Source organism: Brevibacillus parabrevis (genome assembly GCF_003710905.1).
Lineage (GTDB): Bacteria > Bacillota > Bacilli > Brevibacillales > Brevibacillaceae > Brevibacillus > Brevibacillus parabrevis.
In genome coordinates this window covers 156,658-183,642 of the sequence record NZ_RHHV01000005.1, presented here as the reverse complement: position 1 = coordinate 183,642, position 26,985 = coordinate 156,658, and the positions used below count along the sequence as shown (strand labels likewise).

General features: G+C 54.6%; 28 protein-coding genes. 4 read left to right on the top strand and 24 right to left on the bottom strand.

Annotated features, from left to right (window positions below):
- Positions 1 to 86 precede the first annotated feature (86 nt).
- Positions 87 to 1,610 (top strand): glycine betaine uptake BCCT transporter, encoded by a 1,524-nt coding sequence (locus EDM60_RS04250; protein WP_122962831.1) that lies wholly within the window; start codon positions 87 to 89, stop codon positions 1,608 to 1,610.
- Between the two features lie 122 nt (positions 1,611 to 1,732).
- On the opposite strand, the gene EDM60_RS04245 is transcribed toward EDM60_RS04250, so the two are convergent.
- From EDM60_RS04245 to EDM60_RS04190, 12 genes are all read right to left on the bottom strand, one after another.
- The gene (locus EDM60_RS04245; protein WP_122962830.1) at positions 1,733 to 2,173 is read right to left on the bottom strand and encodes a 2-thiouracil desulfurase family protein; all 441 of its coding nucleotides are present in this window, start codon (positions 2,171 to 2,173) and stop codon (positions 1,733 to 1,735) included.
- A 32-nt stretch (positions 2,174 to 2,205) separates the two neighbouring features.
- Positions 2,206 to 3,138 carry a type I pantothenate kinase gene (coaA, locus tag EDM60_RS04240; RefSeq protein ID WP_229049841.1) on the bottom strand — a complete coding sequence of 311 codons (933 nt, stop codon included), beginning with the start codon at positions 3,136 to 3,138 and terminating at the stop codon, positions 2,206 to 2,208.
- 155 nt (positions 3,139 to 3,293) lie between these two features.
- Entirely contained in the window at positions 3,294 to 4,280 is a 987-nt protein-coding gene (locus EDM60_RS04235) for a hypothetical protein (RefSeq protein WP_122962829.1), read from the bottom strand.
- Complete coding sequence (locus EDM60_RS04230; RefSeq protein ID WP_229049840.1) at positions 4,271 to 4,762, bottom strand: RNA polymerase sigma factor; 492 nt, start codon at positions 4,760 to 4,762, stop codon at positions 4,271 to 4,273. The genes EDM60_RS04235 and EDM60_RS04230 overlap by 10 nt, the downstream gene beginning before the upstream one ends.
- A gap of 179 nt (positions 4,763 to 4,941) precedes the next feature.
- Positions 4,942 to 5,394, bottom strand: coding sequence for a Dps family protein (locus tag EDM60_RS04225; RefSeq protein ID WP_122962828.1), 453 nt, complete (start codon positions 5,392 to 5,394; stop codon positions 4,942 to 4,944).
- 100 nt (positions 5,395 to 5,494) lie between these two features.
- A complete protein-coding gene (locus tag EDM60_RS04220; RefSeq protein ID WP_122962827.1) occupies positions 5,495 to 6,709 on the bottom strand; it encodes a M20 metallopeptidase family protein in 1,215 nt (404 codons plus the stop codon).
- The gene (locus tag EDM60_RS04215; protein WP_122962826.1) at positions 6,706 to 7,635 is read right to left on the bottom strand and encodes a S66 peptidase family protein; all 930 of its coding nucleotides are present in this window, start codon (positions 7,633 to 7,635) and stop codon (positions 6,706 to 6,708) included. Before EDM60_RS04215 ends, EDM60_RS04220 begins: the two co-directional genes overlap by 4 nt.
- A gap of 233 nt (positions 7,636 to 7,868) precedes the next feature.
- On the bottom strand, positions 7,869 to 9,239 hold the full coding sequence (locus EDM60_RS04210; protein WP_122962825.1) for a sigma-54 interaction domain-containing protein: 1,371 nt from the start codon (positions 9,237 to 9,239) through the stop codon (positions 7,869 to 7,871).
- Positions 9,236 to 10,720 (bottom strand): HAMP domain-containing sensor histidine kinase, encoded by a 1,485-nt coding sequence (locus EDM60_RS04205; protein WP_122962824.1) that lies wholly within the window; start codon positions 10,718 to 10,720, stop codon positions 9,236 to 9,238. Before EDM60_RS04205 ends, EDM60_RS04210 begins: the two co-directional genes overlap by 4 nt.
- Positions 10,710 to 11,390, bottom strand: coding sequence for a response regulator transcription factor (locus EDM60_RS04200; RefSeq protein ID WP_122962823.1), 681 nt, complete (start codon positions 11,388 to 11,390; stop codon positions 10,710 to 10,712). Before EDM60_RS04200 ends, EDM60_RS04205 begins: the two co-directional genes overlap by 11 nt.
- A 173-nt stretch (positions 11,391 to 11,563) precedes the next feature.
- Positions 11,564 to 12,310 (bottom strand): stalk domain-containing protein, encoded by a 747-nt coding sequence (locus EDM60_RS04195; protein WP_122962822.1) that lies wholly within the window; start codon positions 12,308 to 12,310, stop codon positions 11,564 to 11,566.
- 244 nt (positions 12,311 to 12,554) lie between these two features.
- Complete coding sequence (locus EDM60_RS04190) at positions 12,555 to 12,809, bottom strand: hypothetical protein (protein ID WP_063228359.1); 255 nt, start codon at positions 12,807 to 12,809, stop codon at positions 12,555 to 12,557.
- Positions 12,810 to 13,069: 260 nt separating this feature from the next.
- Between EDM60_RS04190 and EDM60_RS04185 the strand changes: the two genes are divergently transcribed.
- Both EDM60_RS04185 and EDM60_RS04180 read left to right on the top strand, forming a co-directional pair.
- Positions 13,070 to 13,567 (top strand): cation:proton antiporter regulatory subunit, encoded by a 498-nt coding sequence (locus EDM60_RS04185; RefSeq protein ID WP_122962821.1) that lies wholly within the window; start codon positions 13,070 to 13,072, stop codon positions 13,565 to 13,567.
- A gap of 2 nt (positions 13,568 to 13,569) precedes the next feature.
- Positions 13,570 to 14,799, top strand: a complete 1,230-nt coding sequence (locus tag EDM60_RS04180; RefSeq protein WP_122962820.1) for a cation:proton antiporter — start codon at positions 13,570 to 13,572, stop codon at positions 14,797 to 14,799.
- 101 nt (positions 14,800 to 14,900) lie between these two features.
- Here EDM60_RS04180 and EDM60_RS04175 read toward each other — a convergent pair whose 3' ends face one another.
- Both EDM60_RS04175 and EDM60_RS04170 read right to left on the bottom strand, forming a co-directional pair.
- Positions 14,901 to 15,467 (bottom strand): peroxiredoxin family protein, encoded by a 567-nt coding sequence (locus EDM60_RS04175; protein ID WP_122962819.1) that lies wholly within the window; start codon positions 15,465 to 15,467, stop codon positions 14,901 to 14,903.
- A complete protein-coding gene (locus EDM60_RS04170; RefSeq protein ID WP_122962818.1) occupies positions 15,457 to 16,149 on the bottom strand; it encodes a hypothetical protein in 693 nt (230 codons plus the stop codon). Before EDM60_RS04170 ends, EDM60_RS04175 begins: the two co-directional genes overlap by 11 nt.
- A gap of 85 nt (positions 16,150 to 16,234) precedes the next feature.
- Here EDM60_RS04170 and EDM60_RS04165 point away from each other — a divergent pair, with 85 nt between their 5' ends.
- Positions 16,235 to 16,540 (top strand): hypothetical protein, encoded by a 306-nt coding sequence (locus EDM60_RS04165; RefSeq protein WP_122962817.1) that lies wholly within the window; start codon positions 16,235 to 16,237, stop codon positions 16,538 to 16,540.
- A gap of 39 nt (positions 16,541 to 16,579) precedes the next feature.
- Here the strand turns inward: EDM60_RS04165 and EDM60_RS04160 are convergent, their stop codons facing one another.
- The 10 genes from EDM60_RS04160 to EDM60_RS04115 all read right to left on the bottom strand — a co-directional run bounded on the left by EDM60_RS04160 (position 16,580) and on the right by EDM60_RS04115 (position 26,981).
- Positions 16,580 to 17,236 carry a precorrin-2 dehydrogenase/sirohydrochlorin ferrochelatase family protein gene (locus EDM60_RS04160; RefSeq protein ID WP_122962816.1) on the bottom strand — a complete coding sequence of 219 codons (657 nt, stop codon included), beginning with the start codon at positions 17,234 to 17,236 and terminating at the stop codon, positions 16,580 to 16,582.
- 71 nt (positions 17,237 to 17,307) lie between these two features.
- Positions 17,308 to 18,096 carry a uroporphyrinogen-III C-methyltransferase gene (gene cobA, locus EDM60_RS04155; RefSeq protein WP_122962815.1) on the bottom strand — a complete coding sequence of 263 codons (789 nt, stop codon included), beginning with the start codon at positions 18,094 to 18,096 and terminating at the stop codon, positions 17,308 to 17,310.
- Positions 18,093 to 19,145 (bottom strand): nicotinate-nucleotide--dimethylbenzimidazole phosphoribosyltransferase, encoded by a 1,053-nt coding sequence (gene cobT / locus EDM60_RS04150; protein ID WP_173596049.1) that lies wholly within the window; start codon positions 19,143 to 19,145, stop codon positions 18,093 to 18,095. The genes cobA and cobT overlap by 4 nt, the downstream gene beginning before the upstream one ends.
- Positions 19,142 to 20,659, bottom strand: coding sequence for a cobyric acid synthase (locus EDM60_RS04145; protein WP_122962814.1), 1,518 nt, complete (start codon positions 20,657 to 20,659; stop codon positions 19,142 to 19,144). The genes cobT and EDM60_RS04145 overlap by 4 nt, the downstream gene beginning before the upstream one ends.
- On the bottom strand, positions 20,652 to 22,031 hold the full coding sequence (locus EDM60_RS04140; protein WP_122962813.1) for a cobyrinic acid a,c-diamide synthase CobB: 1,380 nt from the start codon (positions 22,029 to 22,031) through the stop codon (positions 20,652 to 20,654). Before EDM60_RS04140 ends, EDM60_RS04145 begins: the two co-directional genes overlap by 8 nt.
- Positions 22,028 to 23,170 carry a cobalt-precorrin 5A hydrolase gene (locus EDM60_RS04135; protein ID WP_122962812.1) on the bottom strand — a complete coding sequence of 381 codons (1,143 nt, stop codon included), beginning with the start codon at positions 23,168 to 23,170 and terminating at the stop codon, positions 22,028 to 22,030. Before EDM60_RS04135 ends, EDM60_RS04140 begins: the two co-directional genes overlap by 4 nt.
- Positions 23,167 to 23,946, bottom strand: coding sequence for a precorrin-4 C(11)-methyltransferase (gene cobM, locus EDM60_RS04130; protein ID WP_063228368.1), 780 nt, complete (start codon positions 23,944 to 23,946; stop codon positions 23,167 to 23,169). The genes EDM60_RS04135 and cobM overlap by 4 nt, the downstream gene beginning before the upstream one ends.
- A complete protein-coding gene (gene cobI, locus EDM60_RS04125; protein ID WP_063228369.1) occupies positions 23,943 to 24,656 on the bottom strand; it encodes a precorrin-2 C(20)-methyltransferase in 714 nt (237 codons plus the stop codon). Before cobI ends, cobM begins: the two co-directional genes overlap by 4 nt.
- Positions 24,653 to 25,882, bottom strand: a complete 1,230-nt coding sequence (gene cbiE / locus EDM60_RS04120; RefSeq protein ID WP_122962811.1) for a precorrin-6y C5,15-methyltransferase (decarboxylating) subunit CbiE — start codon at positions 25,880 to 25,882, stop codon at positions 24,653 to 24,655. The genes cobI and cbiE overlap by 4 nt, the downstream gene beginning before the upstream one ends.
- The gene (locus EDM60_RS04115; protein WP_122962810.1) at positions 25,845 to 26,981 is read right to left on the bottom strand and encodes a cobalt-precorrin-5B (C(1))-methyltransferase; all 1,137 of its coding nucleotides are present in this window, start codon (positions 26,979 to 26,981) and stop codon (positions 25,845 to 25,847) included. The genes cbiE and EDM60_RS04115 overlap by 38 nt, the downstream gene beginning before the upstream one ends.
- Between the last annotated feature and the right edge of the window lie 4 nt (positions 26,982 to 26,985).

Here is a 26,985-nt window from a genome sequence, read left to right as displayed (position 1 = left end):
TGTCTAATGCCATCTCATTGGAATAATCTCGGAAATCTCGCGGGACGATAAACTATCGCCATATTGCCTGTCCCGGGAGGAACCGTATGACCTTTTTCATTTCTATCGTGATCGTGGTGCTGATCGTCTTGTTCGGCGCTATCTCGCCGGAGCTGTTCGCCAGTGCAGCCGCGCAGGTGCTGAAGATGACCACGACGAACTTTGGCTGGTTTTACTTGATCGTCACATTCGGCTTTCTGATCTTTTGCCTGTTTCTCGCGTTTAGCCGCTATGGACAAATTCCGCTCGGCGGCGATGACGACGAGCCGGAATATTCCTTGCCGACCTGGTTTGCCATGCTGTTTAGTGCTGGAATGGGCATCGGGCTTGTTTTTTGGGGAGTGGCAGAGCCGATCTCGCACTACTTTGCTCCCCCGGCGGGCGTGACCGGACAAACGACCGAAGCCGCCCAGACGGCCTTGCGTTACGCCTTTTTCCACTGGGGCTTGCATCCGTGGGGAATATACGCCGTCATTGCGCTTGCCCTCGCCTACTTTCAGTTCCGCAAAGGGGCAAAAGGCTTGATCTCCTCGACTTTTCTCCCCCTGCTTGGCGACAAAGTAAACGGCCCGATCGGCAAAGGCATTGATGTGCTCGCTGTCATTGCGACTGCTTTTGGCGTTGCCACTTCCCTCGGGCTGGGCACGCTGCAAATTAACGGAGGCTTTACCCACTTGTTCGGCGTGCCTTCCAATTTGTTCGTGCAAATCGCCATTATCGTAGTCATTACCGTGCTGTTTCTCGTGTCCGCAACGACCGGACTGGACAAAGGGATCAAGTACCTCAGCAACACCAACCTGATTTTGGCATTGACCTTGCTTTTCCTCACGCTTGTCCTGGGGCCGACCTCGTTTCTGTTCGATACTTTCACAAGCACCCTTGGCAGCTACTTGAACAACCTTGTCTCCATGAGCCTCAGACTCACCCCGTTCACGCAAGGAACATGGGTGGCGAACTGGACGCTGTTTTACTGGGCCTGGTGGATTGCCTGGGCACCGTTTGTCGGCATGTTCATCGCCCGTGTCTCCAAAGGGCGCACAATCAAAGAGTTCGTCATCTGCGTCATGCTCGTGCCGAGCCTGCTCAGCTTCATCTGGTTTTCCGTGTTTGGGGGAACCGCGCTGCATTTGGAGATTTTTGATCAGGCCCAGATCGGGCAAGCTGTGCAGAACGATATTTCCACTGCCCTGTTTCTCGCTCTGGAGCAGCTTCCCATGGGCTACATCTTGGCCGTAGTCGCAACGCTTTTGGTCATCACCTTTTTTATCACTTCGGCGGACTCGGCTATTTTTGTCCTGGGCATGCTGTCGTCGGACGGCAAGCTGAATCCGTCCAATCGCGTCAAAATTACGTGGGGCATCCTGCAATCGGCCATTGCCGTCGTGCTGTTGCTCAGCGGCGGATTGGAAGGGCTGCAAACCGCCTCGATCGTCGCTGCCCTGCCTTTTGCCGTCATCATGGTTTTGATGTGCTACTCCTTGCTAAAAGCGCTCAAAGAAGAAGACCAGCTTGTCAAAAAGCAGCGCAAGGAACAGCAAAGAAAGTTGGAGCGCTTGCTGGAAAAATCGTGAATGGCTCATGAGGAGTCAGCCAGCACAAAAAGCCCGCGTACAGAGCAATCGCTGCGTACACGGGCTTTTCATGGCATCGCAGGCAAAAGTTTTCTCCACCCGCTTTGTTCTTCTGTTTCGCTTTAGTCCCGCTCCGACTGGACTTCTATCCCGTTTCTGCGGAACAAGGCGGCGGTCAAGCCGATGCCCGACACCTTTTTCCCCGAAAATTGGCCGTCGTACACAAACGAACTGCCACAGGACGGACTGTTTTCCTTCAAAATGGCAGAAGTTGCCCCGACAGTTGTCGCCAGCCTGAGCGCCTGCTGTGCTCCCGCCAAAAATTCGGCCGTCACGTCGCGGCCTGTGTTGTCGATAATTTTTGCCCGGCCATCCAGCACATCGTATCCGTCGCCCCCGACAATCTCCGCTGGCGGACGGGGAGTTGGCAGACCACCCAACTGCTCAGGACAGACAGGGATTGCTTTGCCCTCCCTCAGCAGTTGTTCCAGCTCGCTGTCCAGGCACGATTTCTGGTCATAACGGCATTCACACCCGATCAGGCACGCACTGATCACTTTCACAAGCAATCCCTCCCGTTGCGATTCGCTTTTCGTTACAGTTTGCGCAGCTTGACGCTTTGCACCATGTGATCTTGCCCTTTGTTCAAAATGAGCTGCGCCCTGACTCGCGTCGGCAAAATGTTTTGCACCAAATTGGCCCCGTTGATTTCCGTCCAGATGCCTGTCGCCACTTCTGTCGCTTCTTCGTCGGACAAGCTCGCATACCGTCTGAAATACGAGTTCGGATCGGAAAACGCCGTTTGCCGCAGCAACTTGAAGCGCTCGACGTACCATTCCAAAATGTCTTTTTCTTCTGCATGCACGTAAATCGAATAATCGAAGAAATCGGAGACGATGACTTCCGATATGCGCGGCTCGTCGCCTTTTGGCGGTTGCAGAACATTCAATCCTTCCACAATCAGAATATCCGGCTGGCGAACGGTTTGCCATTCCCCCGGAACGATGTCGTAGACCAGATGGGAGTAAACAGGAGCCTTGACTTCAGGCAACCCGGATTTCACATCAGCCAAAAAATTGATAAAACGGCGCAGGTCGTAGCTCTCCGGGAAGCCTTTGCGCTTCATGATGCCCCGCTCTTCCAGGACGCGGTTCGGGTAGAGGAAGCCGTCTGTCGTGACCAGATCGACCTTGGGATGGTTCGGCCAACGCGACAAGAGCGTCTGCAAAATCCGGGCCGTCGTGCTTTTGCCTACAGCGACGCTGCCGGCAATCCCGATAATAAACGGAACCTTGCCGTCCTGATTGCCCAAAAACGTATGCGTAGCCTGATACAGCTCCTGCATGCCGCCAACATACAAGTTCAACAGTCGGGACAACGGCAAATAAATGTCGGCGACCTCGGTCATGGATATATTTTCATTCAGTCCCTGCAAACAGGAGAGCTCTTCATCTGATATGGTTAGCGGTGTGGAAGCACGCAGTGCTCTCCACTGCTCGCGGTTGAAAGTAACGTAGGGTGATGCCATGGGAATGTACATCCTTTCCATCATGAAAGTGCTTTCTTTGTTTCATCACAAAGTAAGTTTACACTAGCATGCCGCTCTTGGGAACAAGAGGGATGTCCCGAAGCAAATCACGGACACTTTCCCCCTGCGAAAATGAGTACATTCCCACAGCAATATCACCTTTCTTGTTTCGCGAAGTCTTTGGCTGGCAAGCTTTGTTTTCCCTCCAATTCCCAGGTTTTCGTTTGCTCCACCCAGCGGTAGCGAACAGACTGATCGCTGCCCTTTCCGTCATTGTAAATCACGATTGCGGTAGGATTATGCCTTGCTAAAAATACGGAAGGAAGGCTCCCTTTGTACGGCCTGTTCTCGAAAACTGGTTGCATGGAGAGGCGAGCGATTTGTTTTAACACCTCTTCCCTCCATCCCAAATCAGCGTAGATACGACCCTGCTTGTCATTGCTGAGGTAAATAAAGGCAGACGGCTCAAGAGAAAAAGATTGGAGCATCGCTGCTTTTTTTTGCGCAAGTTCATAGGCATACTTCACATCTGCCTGAAATTCCAGGTTGTTCGTCAAAAAAAGAATGTTTTGAAAAGCATACACATAAGTTGGCCCACTGGCTCGCAGCGGCAGCCGTTCTGCTTTCAAACGGGCATTCTCAAACGTATACGTAATATCGTGCGAGCGCGTGAAGTCTTCTTTGATCTTGATTTGGTCTGCCTGATAGCCTTCCGGGAACAAAACGACATGAAGCTTCCTGCGCTTGTCTTCTAACAGCAGCGCTTCTTTGGCATCGAGGAAGACACCGTCCAGTGGTGAACGTGACATTTTCTCGATGTTCACCCCTCCATATACCCACAGCAGCTCTTTCATGCTTTCCAGCTGCCTTTGAACGAAATAATCGCTCACTGGAACGCTCTCTTTTTCCTGCGACCAATTTTTGCTGCTCTCCTGGCCAAACTCGCTCGTAACGCCTGCACTTGTCACGGCAATGAGAACCGAGCACGCCAAAATGGCTGCGATCCGGCCTGACCCGCTTTTTTTCCTTCCCTTTACCTGGGCGAAAATGTTTTGTTCGATTTGCTTCAAGTGTTCTGCATCCGCCTTGAATGCCTTCTGCTCGCGCTTTGCCAACAGGCGCAGTCCTTTCTCTATGTCCAATCCTCTCCCTCCTTTAGCAAAAGTGCCTTTAGCTTTTCGCGGGCACGATGCAATCGCGTATACACCGCACCAGTCGAGATGCCAAGCACCTCTGCGATCTCTTCCGCGCTAAGCTCTTCAAAATAGCAGAGAATCAGCATTTGCCGATGCCGATAGGGCAGTTTGGATACAGTTGTAACCAATTGACGCCATTCTTCTTTTTGCATGACTTCCTCTTCCAATTCGGTAAACCCTGGAACAAGCGGATCTGCCTGGTAAAACAAATTTCGGAATGACCATGATCGTCGATATCTTTTGCATTCATTGACAGCAATCCGATACAGCCAGGTTTCGACTTTACTATCGCCCCGAAAGTTCGGCAGATGCTGATACGCACGCAAAAACACTTCCTGCGTGATATCTTCCGCAACCAGCCGATCTTGGACCAGCCAACAACACAGGCGATACACGCGATAAAGATGGTCATCAACCAATTGTTCCAACGAGACTTCCGCCGTAGCATGGAGAACCGAGATGGACGATAGCAGCTCTTTATTCCTCAGCTTTCTCGCCTCCTTCTCCTGTTAGATACAACATCTGCTTGTTTCTTACAGCTATTTTGTAAATATTTTCATATAAAAACAAGCTGACACCAAAGGCATCAGCTTGCTTCTGCTTTCGTTTATTTTCCCAAGTACGCCTGCAGCATCCAGACATGCTTTTGCAAGCTTTCACTCATTCCCAAAAACATGTCGCCTGTCGCTTCGTCGTTTGCCGCTTCCGCCGCCGTGATGCCCTCTTCAAGCTCCCCGATCAATGTCGTGAAATCGCTCACGACTGCTTGCACCATCTGATCGGCCGACTCGCCGCCAGCCGCTTCCTTGATGGAAGCTTGCTCGATACAGGACTTCATGGTCGAGACAGGCTTGCCGCCGACAGCGAGAAGTCGTTCAGCCAGGTCGTCCACATACGTCGCGGCTTCGTTGTACAGCTCCTCGAATTTGGCATGGAGCGTGAAGAAATGCGGGCCTTTTACATACCAGTGGAAATGGTGCAGCTTCACATACAACACAGACCAGTTGGCAACCTGCTTATTCAACACATCGGTGACGGGCCGACTCATTGTCATGCTCATGAAAGACGCTCCTCTCTTCACTTTCCTAAAAAAGATATGCGTCTGTATTGTGCCGCCGCTCGCGATATCCTATACCCGTCCCACGGATTCAGCTTCCTCGCTATTTTGCTTGGCGTTGCGCCGCCTGTTTTTGCAAAAAGGTCATGGCGTTACAGGCTTGCATGGCTGCGCCGATCATCAGGCTGCGCTCATCGAGGTCGAAGCGCGGGTGGTGAACGGGATAAACGAGGCCCGCCTGCTCATTGCGCACGCCCAGGTGGTAAAAAGCACTGGGAACATGCTCGGCAAAAAAGGCAAAGTCCTCTACGCCCAGACTGGGCAGCTCATTCACCTTAACCTTGTCGGTTCCCAGCAGTTGCTCGCCGCACTGCTTTACGAGGTCAACCATGGCGCTGTCGTTGATCAAGGAAGTGTAGCCTTCCTCAAACACGACCTCAGCCGCCCCGCCGAGGCTTCGCGCCGCAAGCTCTGCCACCTCGCGCACGCGCTCCTTCACCATCGTCCTGACTTTTTTGTCCAGCGTCCGAATCGTTCCGGTCAGTTTCACTTCCGAAGCGATCACGTTGCTCGCCGTCCCGCCGGAAATCATGCCGAGCGACAGCACCGCCGAGTCGCGCGGATCGACGTTTCGGCTGACAATCGTTTGCAGAGCGGTGATGACGTGGGCGGCGATCACAATCGCGTCTCTTCCGTTGTGCGGATAGGCGCCGTGCCCGTTTTCTCCCCTGACGACGATGTGTACATCGTCAGACGCGGCGTTCATTTGTCCGTATTTGACCGCGATGCTGCCGACGGCAAGCTCCGGGGATACGTGCAAGCCAAAGACGGCGTCCACACGCGGGTTGTCCAGCACGCCTTCGCGAATCATCGGCAACGCTCCGCCTACCGTCTCTTCTGCTGGCTGGAAAAACAGCTTCACGCTGCCTGCCAGTTGATGCTTCTGCGCTACGAGCAGCCGCGCTGCGCCAAGCAAGCATGTCATGTGGGCATCGTGACCGCAGGCATGCATCCGGCCCGCGATCTGGGAGCGGTACTCCACCGCGTTTTCCTCGAAAATCGGCAAGGCATCCATATCGCCGCGAAGCCCGACAACACCACCCGGATGCGCTCCTTCGATTATTCCGACGATACCTGTGCCCGCCACTTTTTCATGCGGAATGCCCAGTTCGTTCAAGTAGGCGCTGATTTTTTCCTGGGTACGGAACTCCTCCATCCCGAACTCGGGATATCGGTGAAAATCGCGGCGAACCTCCGTCAGCCACGGAAGCAGCTCTTGTGCACGTTGCAGCAACGCTTCGTTTAGCCCTGTACTCATACCGTCACACTCTCCTCAATCGCCAACACCCCGTGCGTTGCGTCAAGCGTAGCCTCCACGCCAAAAGGCAGAGCCATGTTGAAAGCGCCGTGCCCGATTTGCACGTTCCAGATGGTCGGCTTCCCGTACGGCACGACAATGTTTTGGAAGACGTCCCACACGGAAAAGCCTTCGCGTTTTTTCGGCTCGCAGTTGGTCCACGTACCGATGACCACGCCCGCGCAATCGTTGAACAGCCCGCCGAGCGCCATCTGTGTCAGCATGCGATCGATGCGGTACGGCTCCTCGTCGATATCTTCCAGAAACAAGATTTTTCCTCGCGTATCCAGCTGATAAGGCGTGCCCATCAAAGTGGCGATCAAAGCGAGATTGCCGCCGACAATCGGCCCGTACGCTTGCCCTTCTACGAGACAGACAACGTCCTCTCCCGGCGGATTGATGATCGGTCCGAGCGGCTCCGGTCGCGTCATCGCCCGCAGCAAATACTGTTTGGACCAGTCATCCAGCCCGTGTGCAATATCGGAAGTCGCCATCGGGCCGTGCAAAGTCGCAAGCCCGGCCTGCTGCCCAAACGCGGTGTGCAGCGCTGTAATGTCGCTGTAGCCGACAAACAGCTTCGGATTTTGCGCAATCAGGTCGTAATCGAGCATCGGCAAAATTTGCGGCGCCCCGTATCCGCCACGCATGCACATGATTCCGTCCACTTCATCATCGGCAAACATCGCGTTCAGCTCGCCAGCCCGCTGCAGCGGCGTCCCGGCCAAATACCCGCCGTACGTCTCATAGCACGTTTCCCCGACTTTTACCTTGAAGCCAAGCTCCACAAGCCCGGCAATCGCTTTGTTCAACATTTCTTCCGTAGCCGGACTTGAAGTGGCAACCAGTCCGATCGTATCTCCTGCACGCAACGCTTTTCCTTTGTTCATCCGACCCGTCTCCCTTTTACGATGATTGATCCCGTTCACAGCTTCCTGTTGCATGCAACTTGGCACGCCCCGCGTACGCTGCCACTATGCTGTTGATGACTTTCGTAATATTGCAAAAACAATGCCAATACGTTGGCTGCTCGCGATTCGCTCCTCCTCTATTCACCGTTGCATATCGGAGTCGCTAAAAGCGGAAATCATCGGCTCGCGTGCTATTCGCAGCTGAATAGCGTTTATTCACGCGTGAATAGCCATTTTCGCAGCTTCCGGCTCGCTGACGGCTGGCTGATGCCAAGCACTTCCGCTACTTTTGTCGTCGTCTTATGCTGCTCGTAGGCGCGCTCAAGCAATTGCCGCTCCACTTCCTCCATCGCCTCCTGCATCTGCATCACCCGCTCCACTTTGATTCCCCCTGAAGGGCTGCCCTCGTGGCCGTGGATATAGCGCGGAATTTGACTCGGCGTGATGAGGACGTCCGGTGAAGTCACGACAAGCCGCTCCACTACATTTTCCAATTCACGCACATTGCCAGGCCAATCGTACTCCGCAAGAATCCGGTAGCACACATCGGCCAGCCGCCTGTCCAAACAATATTTTTCCGAGAAAACATGGAGAAAGTAATGGACGAGCACCGGAATTTCTTCGCGGCGTTCCCGCAATGGCGGAATCTCCAGCGGCACGACGTGAATCCGGTAGTACAAATCCTCGCGAAATCTGCCCTCTTTGACCATCTGCCGCAAATTTTGGTTGGTGGCGGTAATCAGCTTGACGTCGACTTTTCGCGGGACCGCACTGCCGACAGGCGTAATCGTTTTTTCCTGCAGCACATTGAGCAGTTTGACTTGCAAAGATAGCGGCATTTCGCCGATTTCATCCAAAAACAGCGTGCCGCCGTTCGCCTTTTCGATCAAGCCTGCTTTGCCGTCCTTGTCCGCTCCGGTAAACGCGCCTTTTTCGTACCCGAACAGCTCGGACTCCAGCAAAGTCTCGGGGATCGCGCCACAGTTGATGTGGATAAAAGGCTTCCCTGAGCGCGGACTGCACTCGTGTATGTATTTCGCCAGGACGCCCTTGCCAACGCCTGACTCTCCAAGCAAAATCATCGACGACTCGACCTGCGCCAGCTTTTCTGCCATCGTGGTCACCTGCTCCATCGACTGGCTGCGGTAGATCAGGTTCGTTTTGCTTTTTTTCCTGCTGTTCTCCTTGGTCATCTCGCTTTGCAAAATGCCGCCGACGTACTTCCTCTCGTTCTGCACCTGCTGTAGCTGCTCCTGATCGGTAATATCAAGCGACGTGTTGACGACTCCGCAAAACTCCCCGTTCGCATCCCACAGCGGAGTGCCTTCGACCAGCAATCTGCGGTTGTTGCGCGTCGTCTGAATCGTATGCACCTTTTTTCTGTCGCGAATGACCCGCATCGTGATGGTCGGAGAAAAATAGCCCAAATGATAAAATTCCTCGATAGGCTTCCCGATCATTTCCTGCGGGTCAATCCCGAAAAATTCCTCGTAGCGCCCGGAGCAATACAGTGTCCGTCCCTTTTCGTCGGTGACGTGCACGATATCAAAAAGCGCCCCCAAAATGGCTTCGTAATCGATCATATCCGCTTGCCACCCCCAGTCTCGTGCTCGCTTGCGCCTGCCTCCGCTCGCTTGGGCAATGGCAATGCAAGGGTAAAAACAGAGCCTTGCTCACTGCTGGATGCAAGCACCAGCTCCCCGCCGAGCGCTTTTGCCATCAGACGGGAGTAGGACAGCCCCAATCCCAATCCGCGCACTTTGTCTTTTTTGTTGCTGCCCCGAAAAAAGCGCTCGAAAACAAGCGGCTGCTCCTCAACGGGAATCCCGTTGCCATTGTCTTTTACATCGATGCACACCGCGTGCTCTGTCTCGTACATCACCAATTGGATGTTCCCGCGCGCGCCTGCTTTGCCTACTGCCTGTCTTGCGTTGTTCAACAAATTCGTCAAGATTTGCTGAACGCGGCCAGAGTCAACAAACAGCAGCAGTTGCTTTTCCGGGACGACGATCTCAAACACGATTCCTTCCAGCTCCTGGACGATTCGCCATTGCGAAGCGATTTCTTTGACCAGCTTGCTGATGTTTTGCTCTTCTTGCTGGACTGTAATGGCTCCGACCGCAAACGAGTTGAAATCGAGCAAGTCTTCGACCATTTTTTGCAGACGCTTTGTTTCGCGCAGGCAAATCTCCAGAAATTCTTTCTGCTCGGCTCCCGAAACGACCTCGTCGTTAACCGCCTGCACCAATCCGCTAATCGAAGTGACGGGAGTCTTCAACTCGTGGGTCACACCTGCCAACAGCTCCGTGCGCATGCTTTCCAGTTGACGAAGCCGATCCGCCATCTCCTTGAAAGTATACACCAGCTCGTGAATTTCCCGCTCCTTGATCGGCTTCGTAATCGTCACATCGTAGTTGCCCTCCACGATTTTGCGCGCAGACAGCACGACATTTTGAATCGGCTCAGACAACCTTCTGGAATGGAAGTAGATGACGGCCCAACCGAGCACGCCGAGACTGCCGAGCATGATGACCAAATACTGTAGCTGCTCCCTGCCGATCTTGATGTCTGTTTCCGGAAACAGCAAAATGACCTTCCCGATTACGCTGTCATTATATTCCAAATTTTTCCTGATGACGTACAGCGTATCTCCTGTCGGTTGCCGAATTTTGTCTGCCTCGTCTGCTTGCTGGAGCAAACCGGGAAGCACCTTCTGAATTTCGGGAGGGAGCATGCCCATCCCCGGTCGGCTGTAGATCACTTCGCCCTGCTTGTCTTTGATGAACAAAACGAGGTTGCGATCCACCCCCATAAATTTTCGCCGATTGTCCAGCGTCTGATGAAGCTTGCCGCCTACCAAAATGTTGCCATCGTCGTCTACGACCCGATCCGCTACTTCTTCGGCGAACAGCTTGGTCACTTCAATCTGCTTCTCCACGGCGGCGTATTTAATCCAGTAGGCGGAAACCGCTCCGACGATGAGCAGCCCTACTACCAACGTCAGCAGGTAGCGCGTCGTCCAGTAGCGCAGCAGCGAGACAGGCTCGTTTTTTTTAGTAAACACAGAACTGATACCCCACCCCTCGGAGCGTCTTGATCTCGCCTTCTTGGGCAGGCCAGTTCTCCAATGTTTTTCTCACTCGCTTGATAGCGAGGTCCACAGCGCGATCGCTGCCTGCAAAGTCGATTCCCCACACTTGATCTATCAATTGTTCCCGCGTGAACGTCTGATTCGGATTTTGGGCCAAAAACAGCAGCAGCGACAGATCGCGAGGATGAAACACCAGCTCCAGTCCATGCAAGGTTACGTGGTGAGACTGGAAGTTGATTCTCAGACTGCCGAAAAAGCGCGTCTCCTGATCTTTTACCAAAATCGCCGACCGCCGCAGCACAGCATTGACCCGCGCCACTACTTCCTCAGCGACAAACGGTTTCGTTATATAGTCATCGGCTCCCTGGTTCAGCCCTTTCAGCTTTTGATCGGTCTGCCCCAGCGCAGTCAAAATGATCACCGGACAGGCGCTCTTTTCGCGAATATACTGTAAAATCTCCCAGCCGCTTCGCTCCGGAAGCATGACATCCAAAAGAACGAGATCCGGCTTTTTCTCGTCAAACAGCCGAATGGCGGCGATTCCATCGTCAGCTTGCCAGACCTGATGGCCTTCCTTTTGCAGGTACGCCTTCAAAACGCGCGAGATTACCAGTTCATCTTCTACCAACAAAATGCTTTTCATAGGCTCCCTTTTCTCCCATTCGCGATTGCTCGCATGGTTCCTCTCTTTCCAATACGTACTCCTAATACTATCAGTTTACCTCTTTCTTTTTATATTTGGATTTGCGGTTTTTGGAAAATAGGAAAAAAGCCTTGCCCCATTTTTCGGGAAGCAAGGCTTTTCTTTAGAAAAGATTAGTTGATAACATCGTCTTCGAAGCTGATTTCTTCATCGCTGGCATCGCCATCAAAGTCGTATTCCGTTTTGTCGTTGTTGCTGGAGTCTACGATTTCGCCTGTTACGTCAGCGTCTTCAAACTCATCCCAAATGTCTTCGATGACATTTTCCACGAGGTCTTCGAAGTCCGATTGATCCAGTTCATCCTCGTACTCATCGAAGTCAAGCGCGATTTCTACGTCGATGTCATCCTCGTCGCCGCTCAGGGTGATATCCCATTCAACGCCACGGAAATCTCCGTAGTCGTCATTCAGGGCATCCTCCAGATCGTCCATACGGTCATCTACATCGTCGTCATCGTCTTTGTTTTTCGCATCGTCCAAATCGTCTTCCAGATCAGAGATTTGTTGGTTCAGCGTGTCGATCTTGCTTTGCAAGGTGCGAATCTGGGCGTCACGCGCGGACAACTCGGCTGCATGCTGCGCATCTGCCTGATCTTTTACCGTGATGGTGTAGGACGTGCCATTCCACTCGACTTCCTTGTTGAACACGCCTGCCATCATGCGAAGCGGGATGTAAGTGGTTCCGTTTACGATAAATGGTTCGATCGTAGTCGGAACAGTAGCACCATTATACAAGACCTTGATATTGTTGTACTTTGCCTGCAAGTTTTTTGTTCCAGTCGCTGCCTGAGAGCCAGTCGGCAGCAAGCTCGTCGCAAGAACCACCGCTGAGAAAACTGCTAGATACTGTTTTTTGAACATGAAAAGTCCTCCTTCTCCCGGTTGTCTTTTTCCTATCATGTCGCTATGTACATAACTTACTTTACCTATTGATCGTGTCGAGAGTATGTCAACATCGCATTTTTTCCTTGCCAAATTCCGGAGACATCCTGTTTCGCACCTCCAAGTTTATTCCATCGGACAAAAAAAAGAACCCGCTGAGCGCAGGTTCTGCTGTTTCCTTATGGATGCTTTTGGCAAGCGCCAGCCATGCCGGGCTGCCTGGTTAATCATGCGGCCACGTCTTGCGCAAGTCTTGCTCAAACTGGCGAAGGTGATTGATTCGCTTCTTGGCAGCCTGGTATTCGGCTTCCCAGCCTTCTTTTTCCCGTTCGCGGATGATTTCCGCTTTCTTTTCCAGCTCTCGCACTTCATTGCGCAGAGCGATGACAATGTCCAGCAGCTCATCCATCTCCATGGAGCGCATGTCCGAAATAAAGTTCCACTCTGCTTCTGTCAAACGATATTGCTTGTTAGCCACGCTTCATCACCCTTAAAAAATGTGTCAAATCTATGCGAATTTGTTTCGGTTATGCCAAAAAGGGAAAGCCGCTTCGTGTATAATAATGGATAATGGGTACGTATGTCGACAATGCTTCCAAGGATGATCCGGAATTATTACTAAAGTAACACCGGAATGGTTATAATTCCAAATGATCTTGCGCGACATGCAGGGCGCTCTTTCGTGCATAAGAGTGATTACCTATATACATATGGGCAGACGTAGAAGGAGGTTGTTGCATGTTCTCGATTCGCGAGACGGATTTGCCGGGAATCGGCAGAAAATATCAGGTAGAAACAAAAGGCGGCGACAAGCTGGTCATCATCATTCACGATGACGGCCGCCGGGAAATGTACCATTTTGACCGCGAAGATCCGGATGAGAACATCTCGATGGTTACGCTGGATGACGACGAGGCGCGGCAAATTGCAGCGATTGTCGGCGGCCTGACGTACACGCCGACCGCTCTGGAAACAGTTGAGGTCGCTTTGGACAAGCTTATGATCGAATGGTACAAAATCGACGCTGGCTCACGCGCCGTCGGCAAGACGATCGGCGAGCTGGACGTGCGTCAGGAGACGGGTGCCACGATCATCGCTGTCATTGAAAAAGACCACACACAAACGATCAATCCGGGACCGGAGTATGTGCTTCGTGCAAGCTCCACCCTCGTAGTAGCAGGTGAACGAAAGCAGGTGAAAGCGCTCAAGACTATTCTCAGCAACGGGGGTGATTGACCTTGGAGCACATCGTGTTTGAAGTCGGCCTGGCGCTCGCTCTGATTGCCATCGCCGGCTTCCTCTCCATCAAGTTGAAGTTCTCCATCGTTCCCTTTTACATTTTGGTCGGGATGGTCGTCGGTCCGCACGCCCCCGATATCGGCCTGTTCGATCTGCGCTTTATCGACAGTGCGCCGCTCATCGAATTTATGGGCAGAGTCGGGGTGCTTTTCCTGCTGTTTTACCTCGGCCTTGAGTTTTCGGTAGGGCGTCTGATCAAGGCCGGGCGCTCTATCGCGATCGGCGGGACGATCTACATCGCCATTAACTTTACTCTCGGCGTGCTGTTTGGCTGGGTCTGCGGCTTCCCGCTGAAAGAAGTGCTGATCATCGCCGGAATCACTACGATTTCGTCCAGCGCCATCGTCGCAAAAGTCCTGGTCGATCTCAAACGGACAGCCAATCGCGAAACCGAGATGATTCTTGGGATCATCATGTTCGAGGACATCTTTTTGGCCGTGTACATCTCGATCGTATCGGGGCTTGTCCTCAGCGGAGCAACTTCTCTCGGAGGCGTGGTTTCCTCCGCTCTGATTGCTCTCGGCTACATGCTCCTGCTCATCGTCGTAGGCCGCAGGCTCGTCCCTTTTTTGAATCGCGCGCTAAACATCAAATCAAACGAAGTGTTCATGATTACGGTGTTTGCCGCCCTGTTTTTGATTGCGGGTTTTTCCGAGACAATCCATGTAGCTGAAGCCATCGGCGCGCTGCTCGTGGGGCTCGTATTAGCAGAAACACAACATATGAAACGCATCGAACATCTGATACTGCCATTTCGCGACTTTTTCGGCGCCATGTTTTTCTTCAGCTTCGGTTTAACGATTGATCCTCTGTCATTGGGGGGAGCCGTCTGGCTGTCCATCGCTGCGGTCGTCATCACCCTCATCGGAAACGTCGCTGCCGGACTTTTGGCAGGACGCAGCGCCGGGCTGCCGCCCAAAGCTTCCACCAACATTGGACTGACAATCGTTTCACGCGGTGAGTTTTCCATCATCATGGCTAATCTGGGAAAAGCGGGCGCACTCATGGATATTCTCCAGCCGTTCGCAGCTCTGTACGTGCTGATTCTCGCCATTTTAGGCCCTTTGCTGACGAAAGAATCAAAGCGCATCTACCAGCTGCTGAATGCCGTCCTTCCACTGGAGCGCGGCAGTGTCAAGCAGCCTCCTGCAAACCAGTCCGATTCATAGTGTATTGATAGGTGATTCAAGGCAGCCGCTGCGTGTACAGGCTGCCTTTTTCGTCCGTTCCGTCCATCATCGTGCTCGCCGCTTTCCGCCCCCATGCTTCCTCACTGGATCGCTGCCAGCGTCTCCTCCATCCATTCGTAGCTCATCGGCCCGATATACTTGTGCTGGACGATGCCATTCGAATCAATAATGTAGCTGGTCGGAATCGAGATCGCCTTGTACTCGTTGGTGACTTGCTTGTCTTCATCCAGCAGGACAGGGAACGTCATGCCGTACGCTTTTACGAACACGCCGACATCTTCCGGTTTTGTTTCCGTCGTCGTCAAGTTTACGCCCAAAATGACGACATCGTTGTCTTTGTTTGCTTCATAGTATTGCTGCATGTCGGGAATTTCTGCCCGACAAGGCGGACACCAGGTAGCCCACAAATTGACGATCACTTTTTTCCCGCGAAAATCGGACAGCTTTACTTTCTTGCCGTCCAGCCGTTGCAGTTCAAAATCGGGAGCCGCGTTTCCTTTTTCCGTGCCGACCTGCGCTGTGCTAGTCGCCCCCGGCCCGCTCGTCGCGGCATTTTTCCCTTTTGGCGACAGGATCGAGGCATCGACAATTCCCCACGCCAGCAAGCCGATCAACACGACAAACGCCGCTATTTGATTAAACTTCATCTGCGTTCTCACCTTTCCGTTTGGTCATGCGTCTGGACAAAAAGAGCAGCAACAGCGCGCACCCGTAGTAGACAAGCTGCTCGGAGGAAAGTCCCGCGAAGGCGGCTTCGCGCGGTTGAACGTAAAACTGCACGTACACTTGTCCAATCGCAAACCACATCAGCAGCATAAGCCAGACAGCCAGCTCGTTCAGCTGTTTTCGCGCGCGTTGGAGCCAGACAAGGAACAACAGGCATAAAACGATCTGCTGAACATCGTACAAAAAGCCGCTTTGTTCAAGCAGCACCGTCAATAGCTGATACATGCCTGTCGCAGCCAACGAACCAGTAGCCACCGCCCAGGCCACGAGGTCGACCGGAACCGATTTTTTGCGCAGACGCAGCGAAAAATATACCAGCACAGCAAGCGCCGCCAGCCAGGCTCCACGCTCGCCGCCGGAAAAATACAAAAGCGACGAAGGATTTTGCACGACTTGGTCCAGATGAAACAGCGCATAGCTGAACTTCCAAACCAAAAAGCCGAGGAGAACGGCGTTGCTTAGCAGCTCCGTGAGCGCCCCTCTTGTCGCCCTGTCTTTTTTGACAAGAAACGTGATTGCAAGAAAGCCCGTCGCAATGGAGACGATGACGGCCAAGGTGCTCATTTTCAATAAAAACGGGCCGATTTGAACAGCATCCCACAAAGAGGTTTCCTCCCCGAAAAAAATGACTTACGCTAGAGGGTATACGTACCAACTATCACCATATCAGGAAAAGGAGAATAATGGAATGCTTCAGCAAATTTTTGCGTTGCAGGAGAGCTTTGACTGCTCCTTCTCGAAACGCACGACCGTGCCCCACGTTCATCACTACCGGGACGAGAACATTTCAGACATGTATTCCAGCAATTTCAGCCAAATTTATGACGCGCCGGGTGAAGGCTGGATCAAAAGCTACATAGCCAGGCAGCTACAGGACGCCAAAGAACGAGGGCTGGGACATCTGAAAGTAACACTGCATCCCTCCTTGCCTTTTTCGGACGAGCTAAGCTGCCTGCTTCTCATCGCGGATCGCGCACAAAAAGAAACAACCTAAGTCGACATCCCGATCAGACTTAGGTTGTTCCTTTTTTGCCTATGATCGATCACAGCCCAGCCATTCAGCTACAACCGCCTCTGCCTCCCGATCCCTTCGCTCGATCTCCCCGCTGCGGGTCCATTCCAGGAAACGGTCATCCAAAAGCTCGGCCAAAACGGCTCGTTTGCCTGCAGCGTCCAGTTCGTCCAGCGCGAGCACCCGTTTGCGCATCGTTCCCAAAAAGCGCGTGTAGTCTTTGTACTCAGGCCCGATCCACGCTTCCAGCTGGCGGCGCAGTTTTTTCGCCAAGCCCGGATTGTTGCCCCCTGTCGAGATGGCCACAGTCAGGTCGCCGCGCTCGACTACGGACGGAACCGTAAACGAGCACAGGTCGGGACGATCCACTACATTGATCCACGGGCACCCGGCTTGCTGACACGCTTCGTAGACAGCCAGATTGACCGCAGAATCGCTGGTCGCGGCGACAACGAGCACAGCAGAAGAAACATCAGCGGAAGCAAACGGTCGCTGCCAAAGCGTCAGCCTGCCCGCTTGCCCCCAGGCGTGAATCGCTTCTGTACAGGTGGGACTGACGACGCAGACATCCGCGCCAGCGGCAAGCAGACTGGCGATTTTCCGTTCTGCGACCTGTCCGCCACCGACTACGACGCAACGTTTACGTTCCAGATTGACCATCATCGCATAGTGCGGCATCCGCCGTCCCTCCCTGCAATACTACATATTCGCGGCAGCAAGCCGTCTAGCCTAGCCGCCCAGCCGTGGCTCTACTCGGCAAGACTATCGTTTACGCCAAGCGTGGCCTCAAACCAGTTGATTTTTTCCCGCATTTTCACGACATCGCCGACCAAAATGATCGCCGGATTGGTGACGTGGCTGTTCTCTGCCAAGCGTTCCTCGATGTTTGCCAAAGTGCCCGTTACGACCGCTTGCTTGGGCAGCGTCCCCCAAGAGATGACAGCGACAGGCGTCTCTGCGTCGCGGCCGTGCTTGATCAATTGCGTGCGGATCAGCGGCAAATTGGCGACGCCCATGTAAAAGGCAACCGTGTCGATCCCGCTCGCCAGCGCCCGCCATTTTTCCACAGCCAGCTCCGGCTTGTCTTCGCGCAGATGACCTGTCACTACGGCAAAAGATGAACCGTGATCGCGATGAGTCACCGGGATTCCCGCGTATGCGGAAGCCGCGATTCCCGCCGTGACGCCTGGCACGATCTCAAAAGCGACTCCTCGCCCAGCCAGATGCTCGGCTTCTTCTCCCGCACGTCCGAACACGCACGGGTCGCCACCTTTCAGGCGTACAACGATCTTGCCTTCCAGCGCCTTCTCCGCGAGGACTTCATTGATCGATTCCTGGCGCATCGTGTGATGATCAGGCAGTTTGCCGCAATAAATACGCTCTGCCGTTTCAGGCGCATAAGCGAGCAATTCAGGGTTAGCCAGGCGGTCATAGACGACCACATCAGCCTTTTGCAAGCATTCAAGCCCTTTGACCGTAATCAGCTTGGGATCACCAGGTCCAGCGCCGACGAGGTACACTTTTCCCGCGCCGCTCATCGGTCACTGACTCCCGCCGAAGCAAAAGTCGCCATCTCGCGCACCATCCGTGCCGATGCCTCGACGATGGAAAACGCCACTGCCGCTCCGCTGCCTTCGCCAAGCCGCAGGTTCAAATCGAGCAACGGCTGTTTGCCCAGTACGTTCAGTACGAAAGCATGTCCCGGCTCCTGGGAACGGTGACCGGCAATCAAGTAGTCCGCTACGCCTGGCTCCAACCGCACCGCCAAAAGTGCTGCTACGGTGGCGATAAAGCCGTCGAGCAACACCGGAACGCGTCTGGATGCAGCGCCGATCACGGCCCCTGCCATCGCGCCGATTTCCAGTCCGCCCACTTTTGCCAGCACGTCGAGCGGCTGATCCGCATCCGGGCGATGCAGCGCGAGCGCTTCGCGGACAACGGCTTTTTTGCGCTGCCAGCCAGCGTCGTCCAAGCCTGTGCCCCGCCCGACAATCTCATCCGGGTCTGCGCCCGTCAAAGCGGACAAAATCGCGCTGCTCGCTGTCGTGTTGCCGATCCCTACTTCACCGACGATCAGCACCTTGGCTCCTTCATCGATGATCTGCTGCGCCAGCTCGATGCCGACCGCAAGCGACTGCCGCGCTTCTTCCGGCGACATCGCCGCTTCTTTCAGCATGTTGCCCGAGCCAGAGCGGATACGTCTGCTGGTCACTCCTGGAGCCTCTACCTCTACAGCCACGCCGACATCCACGAATTTTTGGATCGCGCCGATTTGCCGGGCGAACACGTTGATCCCCGCGCCACCGTTCACCAGGTTCAGCACCATTTGCGCCGTTACTTCCTGGGGATAGGCCGACACCCCTTCGGCGGCGACACCGTGATCCGCCGCGAAAACAAGTACGCCAGGCGGCGTTACGACCGGAAACGTCTCTCCTGTCATTCCTGCCAGCTCCACAGCCAGTTCCTCCAGGCGTCCCAAACTTCCCAGCGGCTTGGTCAGCTGATCCACATGTTGTCTCGTTTGCTCACTTGCCTCATGGTTTCGCGGCTCAATCGCCGGAAATAGCTTTTCCAAGCCTGCCATCATATACGCACCTCTTTTTCCTGATAAGCCTTCATCTGTTCTTCAATGACATCCATCCGCACATGACGGCGTACCGTATCTGCCAGCAGGTCGTAGCCTTGCTCGCGAAGCGCCACGAAGGACGGACGCTCCACGATTGGCTCCAACCCTTTTTTCGCACGGATTGCGTTCAATAGCAGCGTACGAAAGCGGTCGTTGTGAAACAACCCGTGAAAATACGTCCCGATCAGTTGGCGCTCCTCCTGACAGTAGCCTTCCGTGCGCTCTCCCATCTGGATAAAGGGGGCATCCACCTGCTCATAAGCGGACTGGCCCATATGAATCTCGTAGCCTTCCACTTCGAGCCGCTCTCCGGCAAACACCGCTTCGCCCCTCGACAAAACCGTCGTCTTCTTTGTCTCCATCGTCGTCGTCATCGGAATCAGCCCCAGCCCGTCAAGCTGCTGCAACGGAGATTCCACGCCATCCGGGTCCAAAATCGTCAGCCCCAGCATTTGATAGCCGCCGCACAGACCGACTACGTACGATTTTTTTTGCACATGGAGCTGTTTCACGGCGTCTGCCAGCCCTGACTCGCGCAAAAACTGCAAGTCTTCCAGCGTATTTTTGCTGCCTGGCAACACGATGAGGTCAGGCTCGCCCAGCTCTTCCAAACGGGTCACAAAGCGCATCCGGCAATCCGGCTCCACAAAAAACGGGTCTACGTCTGTGAAATTGGAAATGCGCGGATAGCGCAAGACCGCGATGTCCAGATCGCGCGGCGTCTCTCTCTGCCCCTGGTAGCGATGCAAAATCAGCGAGTCCTCCGCATCGATCCACAAGTCGGGAATGAACGGCACCACGCCAAGCACAGGCTTGCCCGTATACTCCTCAAACCAGTCCAAGCCTGACTGCAACAGCGTCAAATCGCCGCGAAAACGGTTGATGACGACGCCGATCACCCGGTCGCGATCTTCGGGTTCGAGCAGTTGCAGCGTGCCGACCAGGCTGGCAAAAACGCCGCCGCGCTCGATGTCAGCCACCAAAATGACCGGAGCGTTCGTCAGTCGCGCGACCCGCATGTTGACCAGCTCGCGATCGTTGAGATTGACTTCTGCCGGACTGCCTGCCCCCTCAATCACGATCCGCTCATACGCGGCGGCGAGCCGCTCGTAAGCCTCGCCGATAATCCGCAGTCCTTCCTCGTAAAACTCCTGGCGATACGCCATCGCTTTCATGTTGGCGTACGGCTCGCCGTTCACCACGATTTGCGACTCGGAATCGCGCGTCGGCTTGATCAGGATCGGATTCATGTCGGTCGTGGCGAGAATCCCGGCCGCTTCCGCCTGAACGCCCTGTGCCCGCCCGATTTCTTTCCCGTCCAGCGTGACGTAGGAGTTCAGCGCCATGTTTTGCGATTTGAACGGAGCCGTCTTGTAGCCATCCTGCGCAAAAATTCGGCAAAGTGCCGTTGCGATCGCACTTTTCCCTGCGTCTGAGCTGGTTCCCTGAACCATCAGCGGGAGAGCTTTAGGCACGAGCCGCCACCTCCGCGCACAGACTCAGCCACCGCTTCACCAACTCTGGATTGGAGCCAAAGTGCAAGTGCGTGTAGCCTGCGACCAGATTGCCCTCTGCGAAGCCTTCTGGCTTGGTTCCGCGCAGCCCTTTTGTCTCATAGGCCGCAGGAAGCTGTTGCTCGCTGGAATAAGTCGAATAATGGAACTCGTGCCCTTTTGCCTGTTCATCCGGGCCGATCAGGAAATTGCCTGCCTTGCCGCGCACTTCCCGATAGCCAAGCGCGGCCAGCTTTTTCTGCATCGTCACCTTCCCGGGCACGATCCCGAGCATCGGGAAGCTCTCGCCGTCTGTCGTCACAATCGCTTCCGTCAAAAACATGAACCCGCCGCACTCGGCCAAGGTCGGCAAGCCTTTGGCAATCGCCTTGCGGAACGAGTCTTTCACCAGCTCGTTTTGCGACAGCTCGGCAGCAAACTCCTCAGGAAAGCCTCCGCCGATGTACAGGCCGTCCGCTGCTTCCGGCACGCCTTCTCCTGCCAGCGGCGAGAAAAAGGCCAGCTTCGCTCCGTGCGCCTGCAGCAGTTCCAAATTTTCCGGATAGTAAAAATGAAACGCCGGGTCTTTCGCTACCGCGATCGTCACGTCGTAGTTCGCTTGACGCGGCGCGAACAGCTTTGGCTCCACTTGCAGCGGCTCTGCTTTCGCCAGTTCCCAAACCAGATCGAGGTCTACCGTTTCGTGAATCAAGTCTGCCAGCTTCGCAAACAGAGGCGCAAGCTCGCCGCGTTCCACGGATGGCACGAGTCCGAGATGACGCTCGGGAATTTCCAGCTCGTTTTCCCGTTTCAAATAGCCGACAACCGGAATCCCGCACTCCTGCTCAATCGCCGCCTTGACGATTTTGTGGTGCCCTTCGCTGCCGACTTTGTTGGCGATCACACCGACGATTTTCGCCTGCGGATTGAGCAGCTGAAAGCCTTTGACGATCGCAGCCGCGCTGCGCGCCATGCTTTGGCAGTTGACCACGAGCAACACAGGCGAAGCTGTCAAAATGCTGATTTCAGCCGTGCTTCCTTTGTCGCTCGTCGCTTCCTTGCCGTCGTACATGCCCATGACGCCCTCGATGATCGAGATGTCCGCGCCTTCGCTGCCGCGGACGAAAATCTCTTTGACCACCTCATGCTCCAGCATGAAGCTGTCGAGGTTGCGCGACGCTCTGCCTGTTACGGCTGTATGGTAAGTGGGATCGATATAGTCAGGGCCGCACTTGAAGCCTTGGACGACATGGCCTTTGCGGATCAGGGCAGCCATCAGTCCGATGGTAACGGTCGTCTTGCCTGCCCCACTGCCCGTTCCGGCGATTACGATACGGCGGCTGTTATCCGTCATACGCGCTCCTCCTCACGATAAGGCATTAAAGCGACAGAAATAGTGGCGTTGCCCGATTTTTTCTTGGTCAGGACGAGTTCGTCGACACCTGCGTACAGCTTCGCCGCAGGCTCGCTTACCCCGTACGCTCCCGTGAACTTGAATACCGTCTCGGACGGATCACTGATCTCCACCTTGTTCAGTTCCTCCGGGGAATACCAGACAAAAGGCCAGCCGTACTTCTCGCATACGGCGATCAGTCCAGCCTCGTCTTTTTTCAGTTCAATCGTCGCAAGAGCCTTGACGCTTTTGATGGAGAACTGCAATTCATTCAGCGTCTCCTTGATGACCGCCTCGATCTCCTCGGCAGATGTTCCCCGGTTGCAGCCCATTCCGAGCACGATTACTTTCGGACGATACAGGACGCCATTGTCCAAAATCGTCTGCTCCTCTGGCGCAAGCAAGCGGTGGGAGACGACGAGCGCGGCATGCGGATTGGCTGCCTGCGCTTCGGCAATCGTCTTGTATTCCTTGATCGACGGCGGCATCGGCGTGTCGTGCATCCACCAGTCGCGCTCGCCTGATTCGTTGACCACCGCTACATGCTCCTCGTTGACGACAGAGGCGCTCACTGGCGTCAGCTTGTCAGCCGAATCCCACTCCCAGCCAAAACGGCGGCCGAACAAATCGACAGGGATCGTCTTTTGTACATCGGAAGCAGTCGTGATGATCGGACGAGCGCCCATGATTGCCGATACCTCGCGAGCCAGCTCATTGGCTCCCCCGAGGTGGCCGGACAGGACGCTGATCACATTTTCCCCGCGATCGTCCACGACGACGACACCCGGGTCTTTCTTTTTATCTTCCAGCAAAGGAGCGATCATCCGCACAACCGCCCCGAGCGAAATAATGATAATCAGCCCTTTGTAAGCGGGCCAAAGCGCAGGAAACAGCATGCGCACACTGTTGGAAAACAGCTGGATGCCACGCGCTTCCTCGTCTCCACGGGCGAACTTGCTCATGTAGTACAAGTCTGCCCCGGGAAATTTTTGCGCCAGATCGCGTGCCATCTCTACCCCGTGCTTCGTGATGGCGACGATCGCATATTCCCCGCGCTGGCGGATGGCTGGAATTTCCCCTTCAACCAGTTCGATAATCATTCTTTCACACCTTTTCTGTACCCGTGCGTGAAGGTTTTATCGTACAGCTTGGAACGGTACTGTTCGCTTTTTTCATGGATATCCGGGTCCAAAGCCCAGCCTGCCAAAATCATCGCGTGCTTGCGAATGCCGTTTTTGCCCATGTCTTCGTCCAAATTTCTCAAGGTCGTGCGCACGATCAGCTGATCCGGCCAGCTTGCCCGTTGCACGACAGCGACTGGCGTATCTTCGCTCCAGCCTGCCTCGACAAGCTCACGCACTACTTTTTTCGTCAAAGTCGCGCTCAAGTACAAAGCGAGTGTGCAGTGATGCTCGGCAAGCGCGCGCAGCTTCTCCCTGTCCGGTACAGGCGTGCGCCCCTCTGCGCGGGTAAGGATGAGCGTCTGGGTCAGCTCCGGGATGGTCAATTCGGCGCCTACTGCTGCTGCTGCCGCAAATACGGAGCTGACGCCTGGCACGATCTCTACCTCGATGCCTTTTGCTTTCAGCAAAGCGATCTGCTCCATGATCGCTCCGTACACGGACGGGTCGCCCGTATGCAAGCGCACGACTGTTTTTCCGCTGCTGATGCGGTCTACCATCAGCTCTACCATTTCTTCCAGCGCCATGCCCGAGCTGTGCAGCACCTCTGCATCAGGATTGCCAAGCGCAACCAGCTCTTCGTTGACGAGCGAGTCGGTGTACAAAATGACGTCTGCCTTTTGCAGCAGCTTCATGCCTTTTACGGTAATCAAATCCGGGTCGCCGGGACCCGCTCCCACTATGTACAGTTTCATCCCTTTTTCACCACCATCAGTGTAAGATAGCTAAGCTCTGCCCGCTCCAGTTCACGCATGTCCGTCCAGACCATTTCTTCCGAAGAAGTGACCTTTGTCGCAACAGCGGCTTTGTCTGCGAGTCCCATTTCTTTCAGCAAACCGATGATCATCGGCAGCACTTTTGCTACCTTCAAAAACACGACGGTATCGTGATCTTCAATCGCTTTGCGCATCGCTTCCTTGTCTTCTGTAGCCGGAATGATCCCGATTTGCTCGTCGCCATCCGCGAGCGGCATGTTGAAGCGGGAAGCAGCTCCGAGGAACGAAGATACGCCCGGCACGGTTACGACAGGCACTTCCGGGTGCTCTTCATGCATGACGCGCATCATGTGGATGAACGTACTGTAAAACATCGGATCGCCTTCGGTCACAAACGCGACGTCTTTGCCTTCGGACAGACGCTCCCAGACGATTTCGACCGTTTTGTTCCACTCGCGCTCCAAAATTTCTTTGTCGCGTGTCATCGGGAAGACGAGTCCGAGCATTTCCTTGTCTTGCGGCTGCACGTACAGCTCGGCAATTTGGTGGGCGTAGCTTTTGCTGCCCATCCGTTTTTTCGGGTACGCAACTACCGGGGATTGCTGCAGCAGGCGGAATGCCTTGACAGTAATCAATTCTGGATCGCCAGGGCCGACTCCCAGCCCGTACAATGTTCCGATCTTGGTCACTTGCTGTCTCCTCCTTGTTCCTCTGCCTGCTTGGCCCAGGCCGTAATGATGTAGATCGGATTCAACGCTTCAAAACGGGTCAAAGACAAAATCGGCTTGCTGCGCGACAGCTGCGCCAGCGTGACCGATGTTTCGAAGCCTTCCTCTGCAAAAGCTTGCGTCGCTTCGTACAACGTCTCAATCGTCGCTGCGTTGACCACGATGCGTCCGCCTGCCCGAAGCCGCGTGCAGCAAATGTTCAGAAGCTCGCGCAATTCTCCGCCGCTGCCCCCGATAAAGACGGCATCCGGGTCGGGGAACTCATCCAGTCCTTTTGGCGCGCGGGCATTCACAACAGTCAGATCGGTGCGAAACTTCGCCATGTTTTGGCGGCAGTTTTCCAGGTCGTCCGCATTTTTCTCCACGCCGTACACTTCGCCTTCGCGTGCGATTCGCGCTGCCTCGATCGCGACGGAGCCTGTGCAGGTGCCGATGTCCCAAACGATGCTTTTGGCGTGCAATTGCAGTTGGGCGATGCTTAAAATGCGCACTTCTTTTTTCGTAATCAGTCCCTTGTCCGGCTTGCGCTGGGAAAACTCCTCGTCCGCAATCCCAAACGGCCAGACCGGGCTTGGCCGACGCTTTTTCAAAATCACGACATTCAAATCGGAAAAGACGCCGTCAGCCATGTCCTGCAAAGCGTACCAGCCTGTCCGCTCGTCTTCGCTGCCCAAGTTTTCCGCCACGAACGCATCGTATTCGGTCATCTGAAACGACAGCAAATACTTGGCGATCGCCGCAGGCGTGTTTTCCCGATCGGTGAGCAGCGCAACTTTGTCCTTGCCGTCCATCCGCTGCGCCAGCCCTTTGATGCTGCGGCCGTGTACGCTGAGCAATGTCGCATCTTGCCACGCCTCGCCCATTTTGGCAAAAGCGAGCTGAATGGAGCTGAGGTGCGGGTAAATGTCCACATTAAGCTTTTTCGCCAAAAGGCTGCCGATCCCGTAAAAGAGCGGATCGCCGGAAGCGAGAATGACCGTCTTGCGCGTCTCTGACCGCAGTTCCTCGACCATCGCGGTCAATCCGCCTTTCAAAACTCGCTTTTCCCCTTTGTACTCCGGAAAAAAGCCAAGATGCCGCTCTCCTCCAACCAACAGCTCACTTTCTTCGATCCAGGTCCGGTACAGCGGCAGCAAGCTTTGCTGTCCGTCATCCCCGATCCCGATCACTTTCATCGCTTGTGTCATCGATCGTCACCCTTCCCAGCAGGGACCCTTTCATAGTAATGATGATGGTTTCGACCACGATGCCGCCGCCTACTTCTTTCAGGGCGGCACGGCAGCAGTTGGCGCACATGATCTCGAAAAAGGCAGGCGTCTCCGCCATCATATCCCCGACCTGCGAGGCTGTATTTGCTCCCAGTATTTCGTCCACTTGCTCTTGGGAAACACCTGCTTCCGTCGCCATCTGGGCCAAAAACCCGAAGTCGACAGGAGCGCTTTTCGAGTGAACCATCATGACACCTTGCGCCACTTTGGAAAACTTGCCCATCATGCCGACAAGCGTCACTTTGCGCATTTTCCTGACCTTGCACTGCTTGAGCGCAAACCCGACGAAATCGCCCATCTCCACGAAAGCTTCCTCGGACAGCTCCGGGTAGGTAGCGATTCCATACGACTCGCTTTTTCCGCCCGTGGAGAGGACGATGTGATCGCAGCCCGCTTCTTTGGCGACGTTGATCGCCTGAGCCACGCTTGCCTTGTAAGCAGAAGTGGAAAACGGCACCACGATTCCGCGCGTCCCCAAAATGGAAATGCCACCGAGTATGCCGAGTCGTCCGTTCAATGTTTTTTTGGCAATTTCCTCGCCCGCAGGCACGGAAATTACGATTTTGATCCCGCGCTCTATCCCGTACTCATCGAGTACCGCCTGAGCCGTCTCGCGAATCATTTTGCGCGGAACGGGATTGATCGCGGCCTCGCCAATCGGGACAGGCAACCCTGGCTTGGTCACCCGTCCTACCCCGACGCCACCGTCCAAAATAATCCCAGGCTCGTCTGACCATTCGACAGTGGAAAGAATCAACGCCCCATGCGTGGCATCCGGGTCGTCACCGCCGTCCTTGATCGTGGCTGCTGTCGCTTTTTCCGGCGAAAACTCGCAGCTCTCCATCTGGAAAGCCACGTCTTCCCCGATCGGCAGGCGGATCGTAGCCTCCCTTTGCGGCTCCTGGGTTATCAGCGCTATCAAAGCAGCCTTGGTCGTCGCCGTTGCGCATGATCCAGTTGTGTAGCCGTGGCGGAGGGGTTTCGCCTCTTTTTCGTCCGATGCTGCTTTGGCTGCCATCTGC

What these genes read in the sequence shown, in the direction of transcription:
- EDM60_RS04160 (WP_122962816.1), bottom strand. Translation starts at nt 17,236, where the DNA reads ATGCCGCACTATGCGATGATGGTCAATCTGGAACGTAAACGTTGCGTC.
- EDM60_RS04195 (WP_122962822.1), bottom strand. Translation starts at nt 12,310, where the DNA reads ATGTTCAAAAAACAGTATCTAGCAGTTTTCTCAGCGGTGGTTCTTGCG.
- EDM60_RS04200 (WP_122962823.1), bottom strand. Translation starts at nt 11,390, where the DNA reads ATGAAAAGCATTTTGTTGGTAGAAGATGAACTGGTAATCTCGCGCGTT.
- coaA (WP_229049841.1), bottom strand. Translation starts at nt 3,138, where the DNA reads ATGGCATCACCCTACGTTACTTTCAACCGCGAGCAGTGGAGAGCACTG.
- EDM60_RS04175 (WP_122962819.1), bottom strand. Translation starts at nt 15,467, where the DNA reads ATGAAGTTTAATCAAATAGCGGCGTTTGTCGTGTTGATCGGCTTGCTG.
- cobT (WP_173596049.1), bottom strand. Translation starts at nt 19,145, where the DNA reads ATGATGGCAGGCTTGGAAAAGCTATTTCCGGCGATTGAGCCGCGAAAC.
- EDM60_RS04215 (WP_122962826.1), bottom strand. Translation starts at nt 7,635, where the DNA reads ATGAACAAAGGAAAAGCGTTGCGTGCAGGAGATACGATCGGACTGGTT.
- cobM (WP_063228368.1), bottom strand. Translation starts at nt 23,946, where the DNA reads ATGAAACTGTACATAGTGGGAGCGGGTCCCGGCGACCCGGATTTGATT.
- EDM60_RS04185 (WP_122962821.1), top strand. Translation starts at nt 13,070, where the DNA reads ATGTTCTCGATTCGCGAGACGGATTTGCCGGGAATCGGCAGAAAATAT.
- EDM60_RS04225 (WP_122962828.1), bottom strand. Translation starts at nt 5,394, where the DNA reads ATGAGCATGACAATGAGTCGGCCCGTCACCGATGTGTTGAATAAGCAG.
- EDM60_RS04220 (WP_122962827.1), bottom strand. Translation starts at nt 6,709, where the DNA reads ATGAGTACAGGGCTAAACGAAGCGTTGCTGCAACGTGCACAAGAGCTG.
- EDM60_RS04250 (WP_122962831.1), top strand. Translation starts at nt 87, where the DNA reads ATGACCTTTTTCATTTCTATCGTGATCGTGGTGCTGATCGTCTTGTTC.
- cobA (WP_122962815.1), bottom strand. Translation starts at nt 18,096, where the DNA reads ATGAGCGGCGCGGGAAAAGTGTACCTCGTCGGCGCTGGACCTGGTGAT.
- EDM60_RS04165 (WP_122962817.1), top strand. Translation starts at nt 16,235, where the DNA reads ATGCTTCAGCAAATTTTTGCGTTGCAGGAGAGCTTTGACTGCTCCTTC.
- EDM60_RS04115 (WP_122962810.1), bottom strand. Translation starts at nt 26,981, where the DNA reads ATGGCAGCCAAAGCAGCATCGGACGAAAAAGAGGCGAAACCCCTCCGC.
- EDM60_RS04140 (WP_122962813.1), bottom strand. Translation starts at nt 22,031, where the DNA reads ATGACGGATAACAGCCGCCGTATCGTAATCGCCGGAACGGGCAGTGGG.
- EDM60_RS04210 (WP_122962825.1), bottom strand. Translation starts at nt 9,239, where the DNA reads ATGATCGATTACGAAGCCATTTTGGGGGCGCTTTTTGATATCGTGCAC.
- cbiE (WP_122962811.1), bottom strand. Translation starts at nt 25,882, where the DNA reads ATGACACAAGCGATGAAAGTGATCGGGATCGGGGATGACGGACAGCAA.
- EDM60_RS04135 (WP_122962812.1), bottom strand. Translation starts at nt 23,170, where the DNA reads ATGATTATCGAACTGGTTGAAGGGGAAATTCCAGCCATCCGCCAGCGC.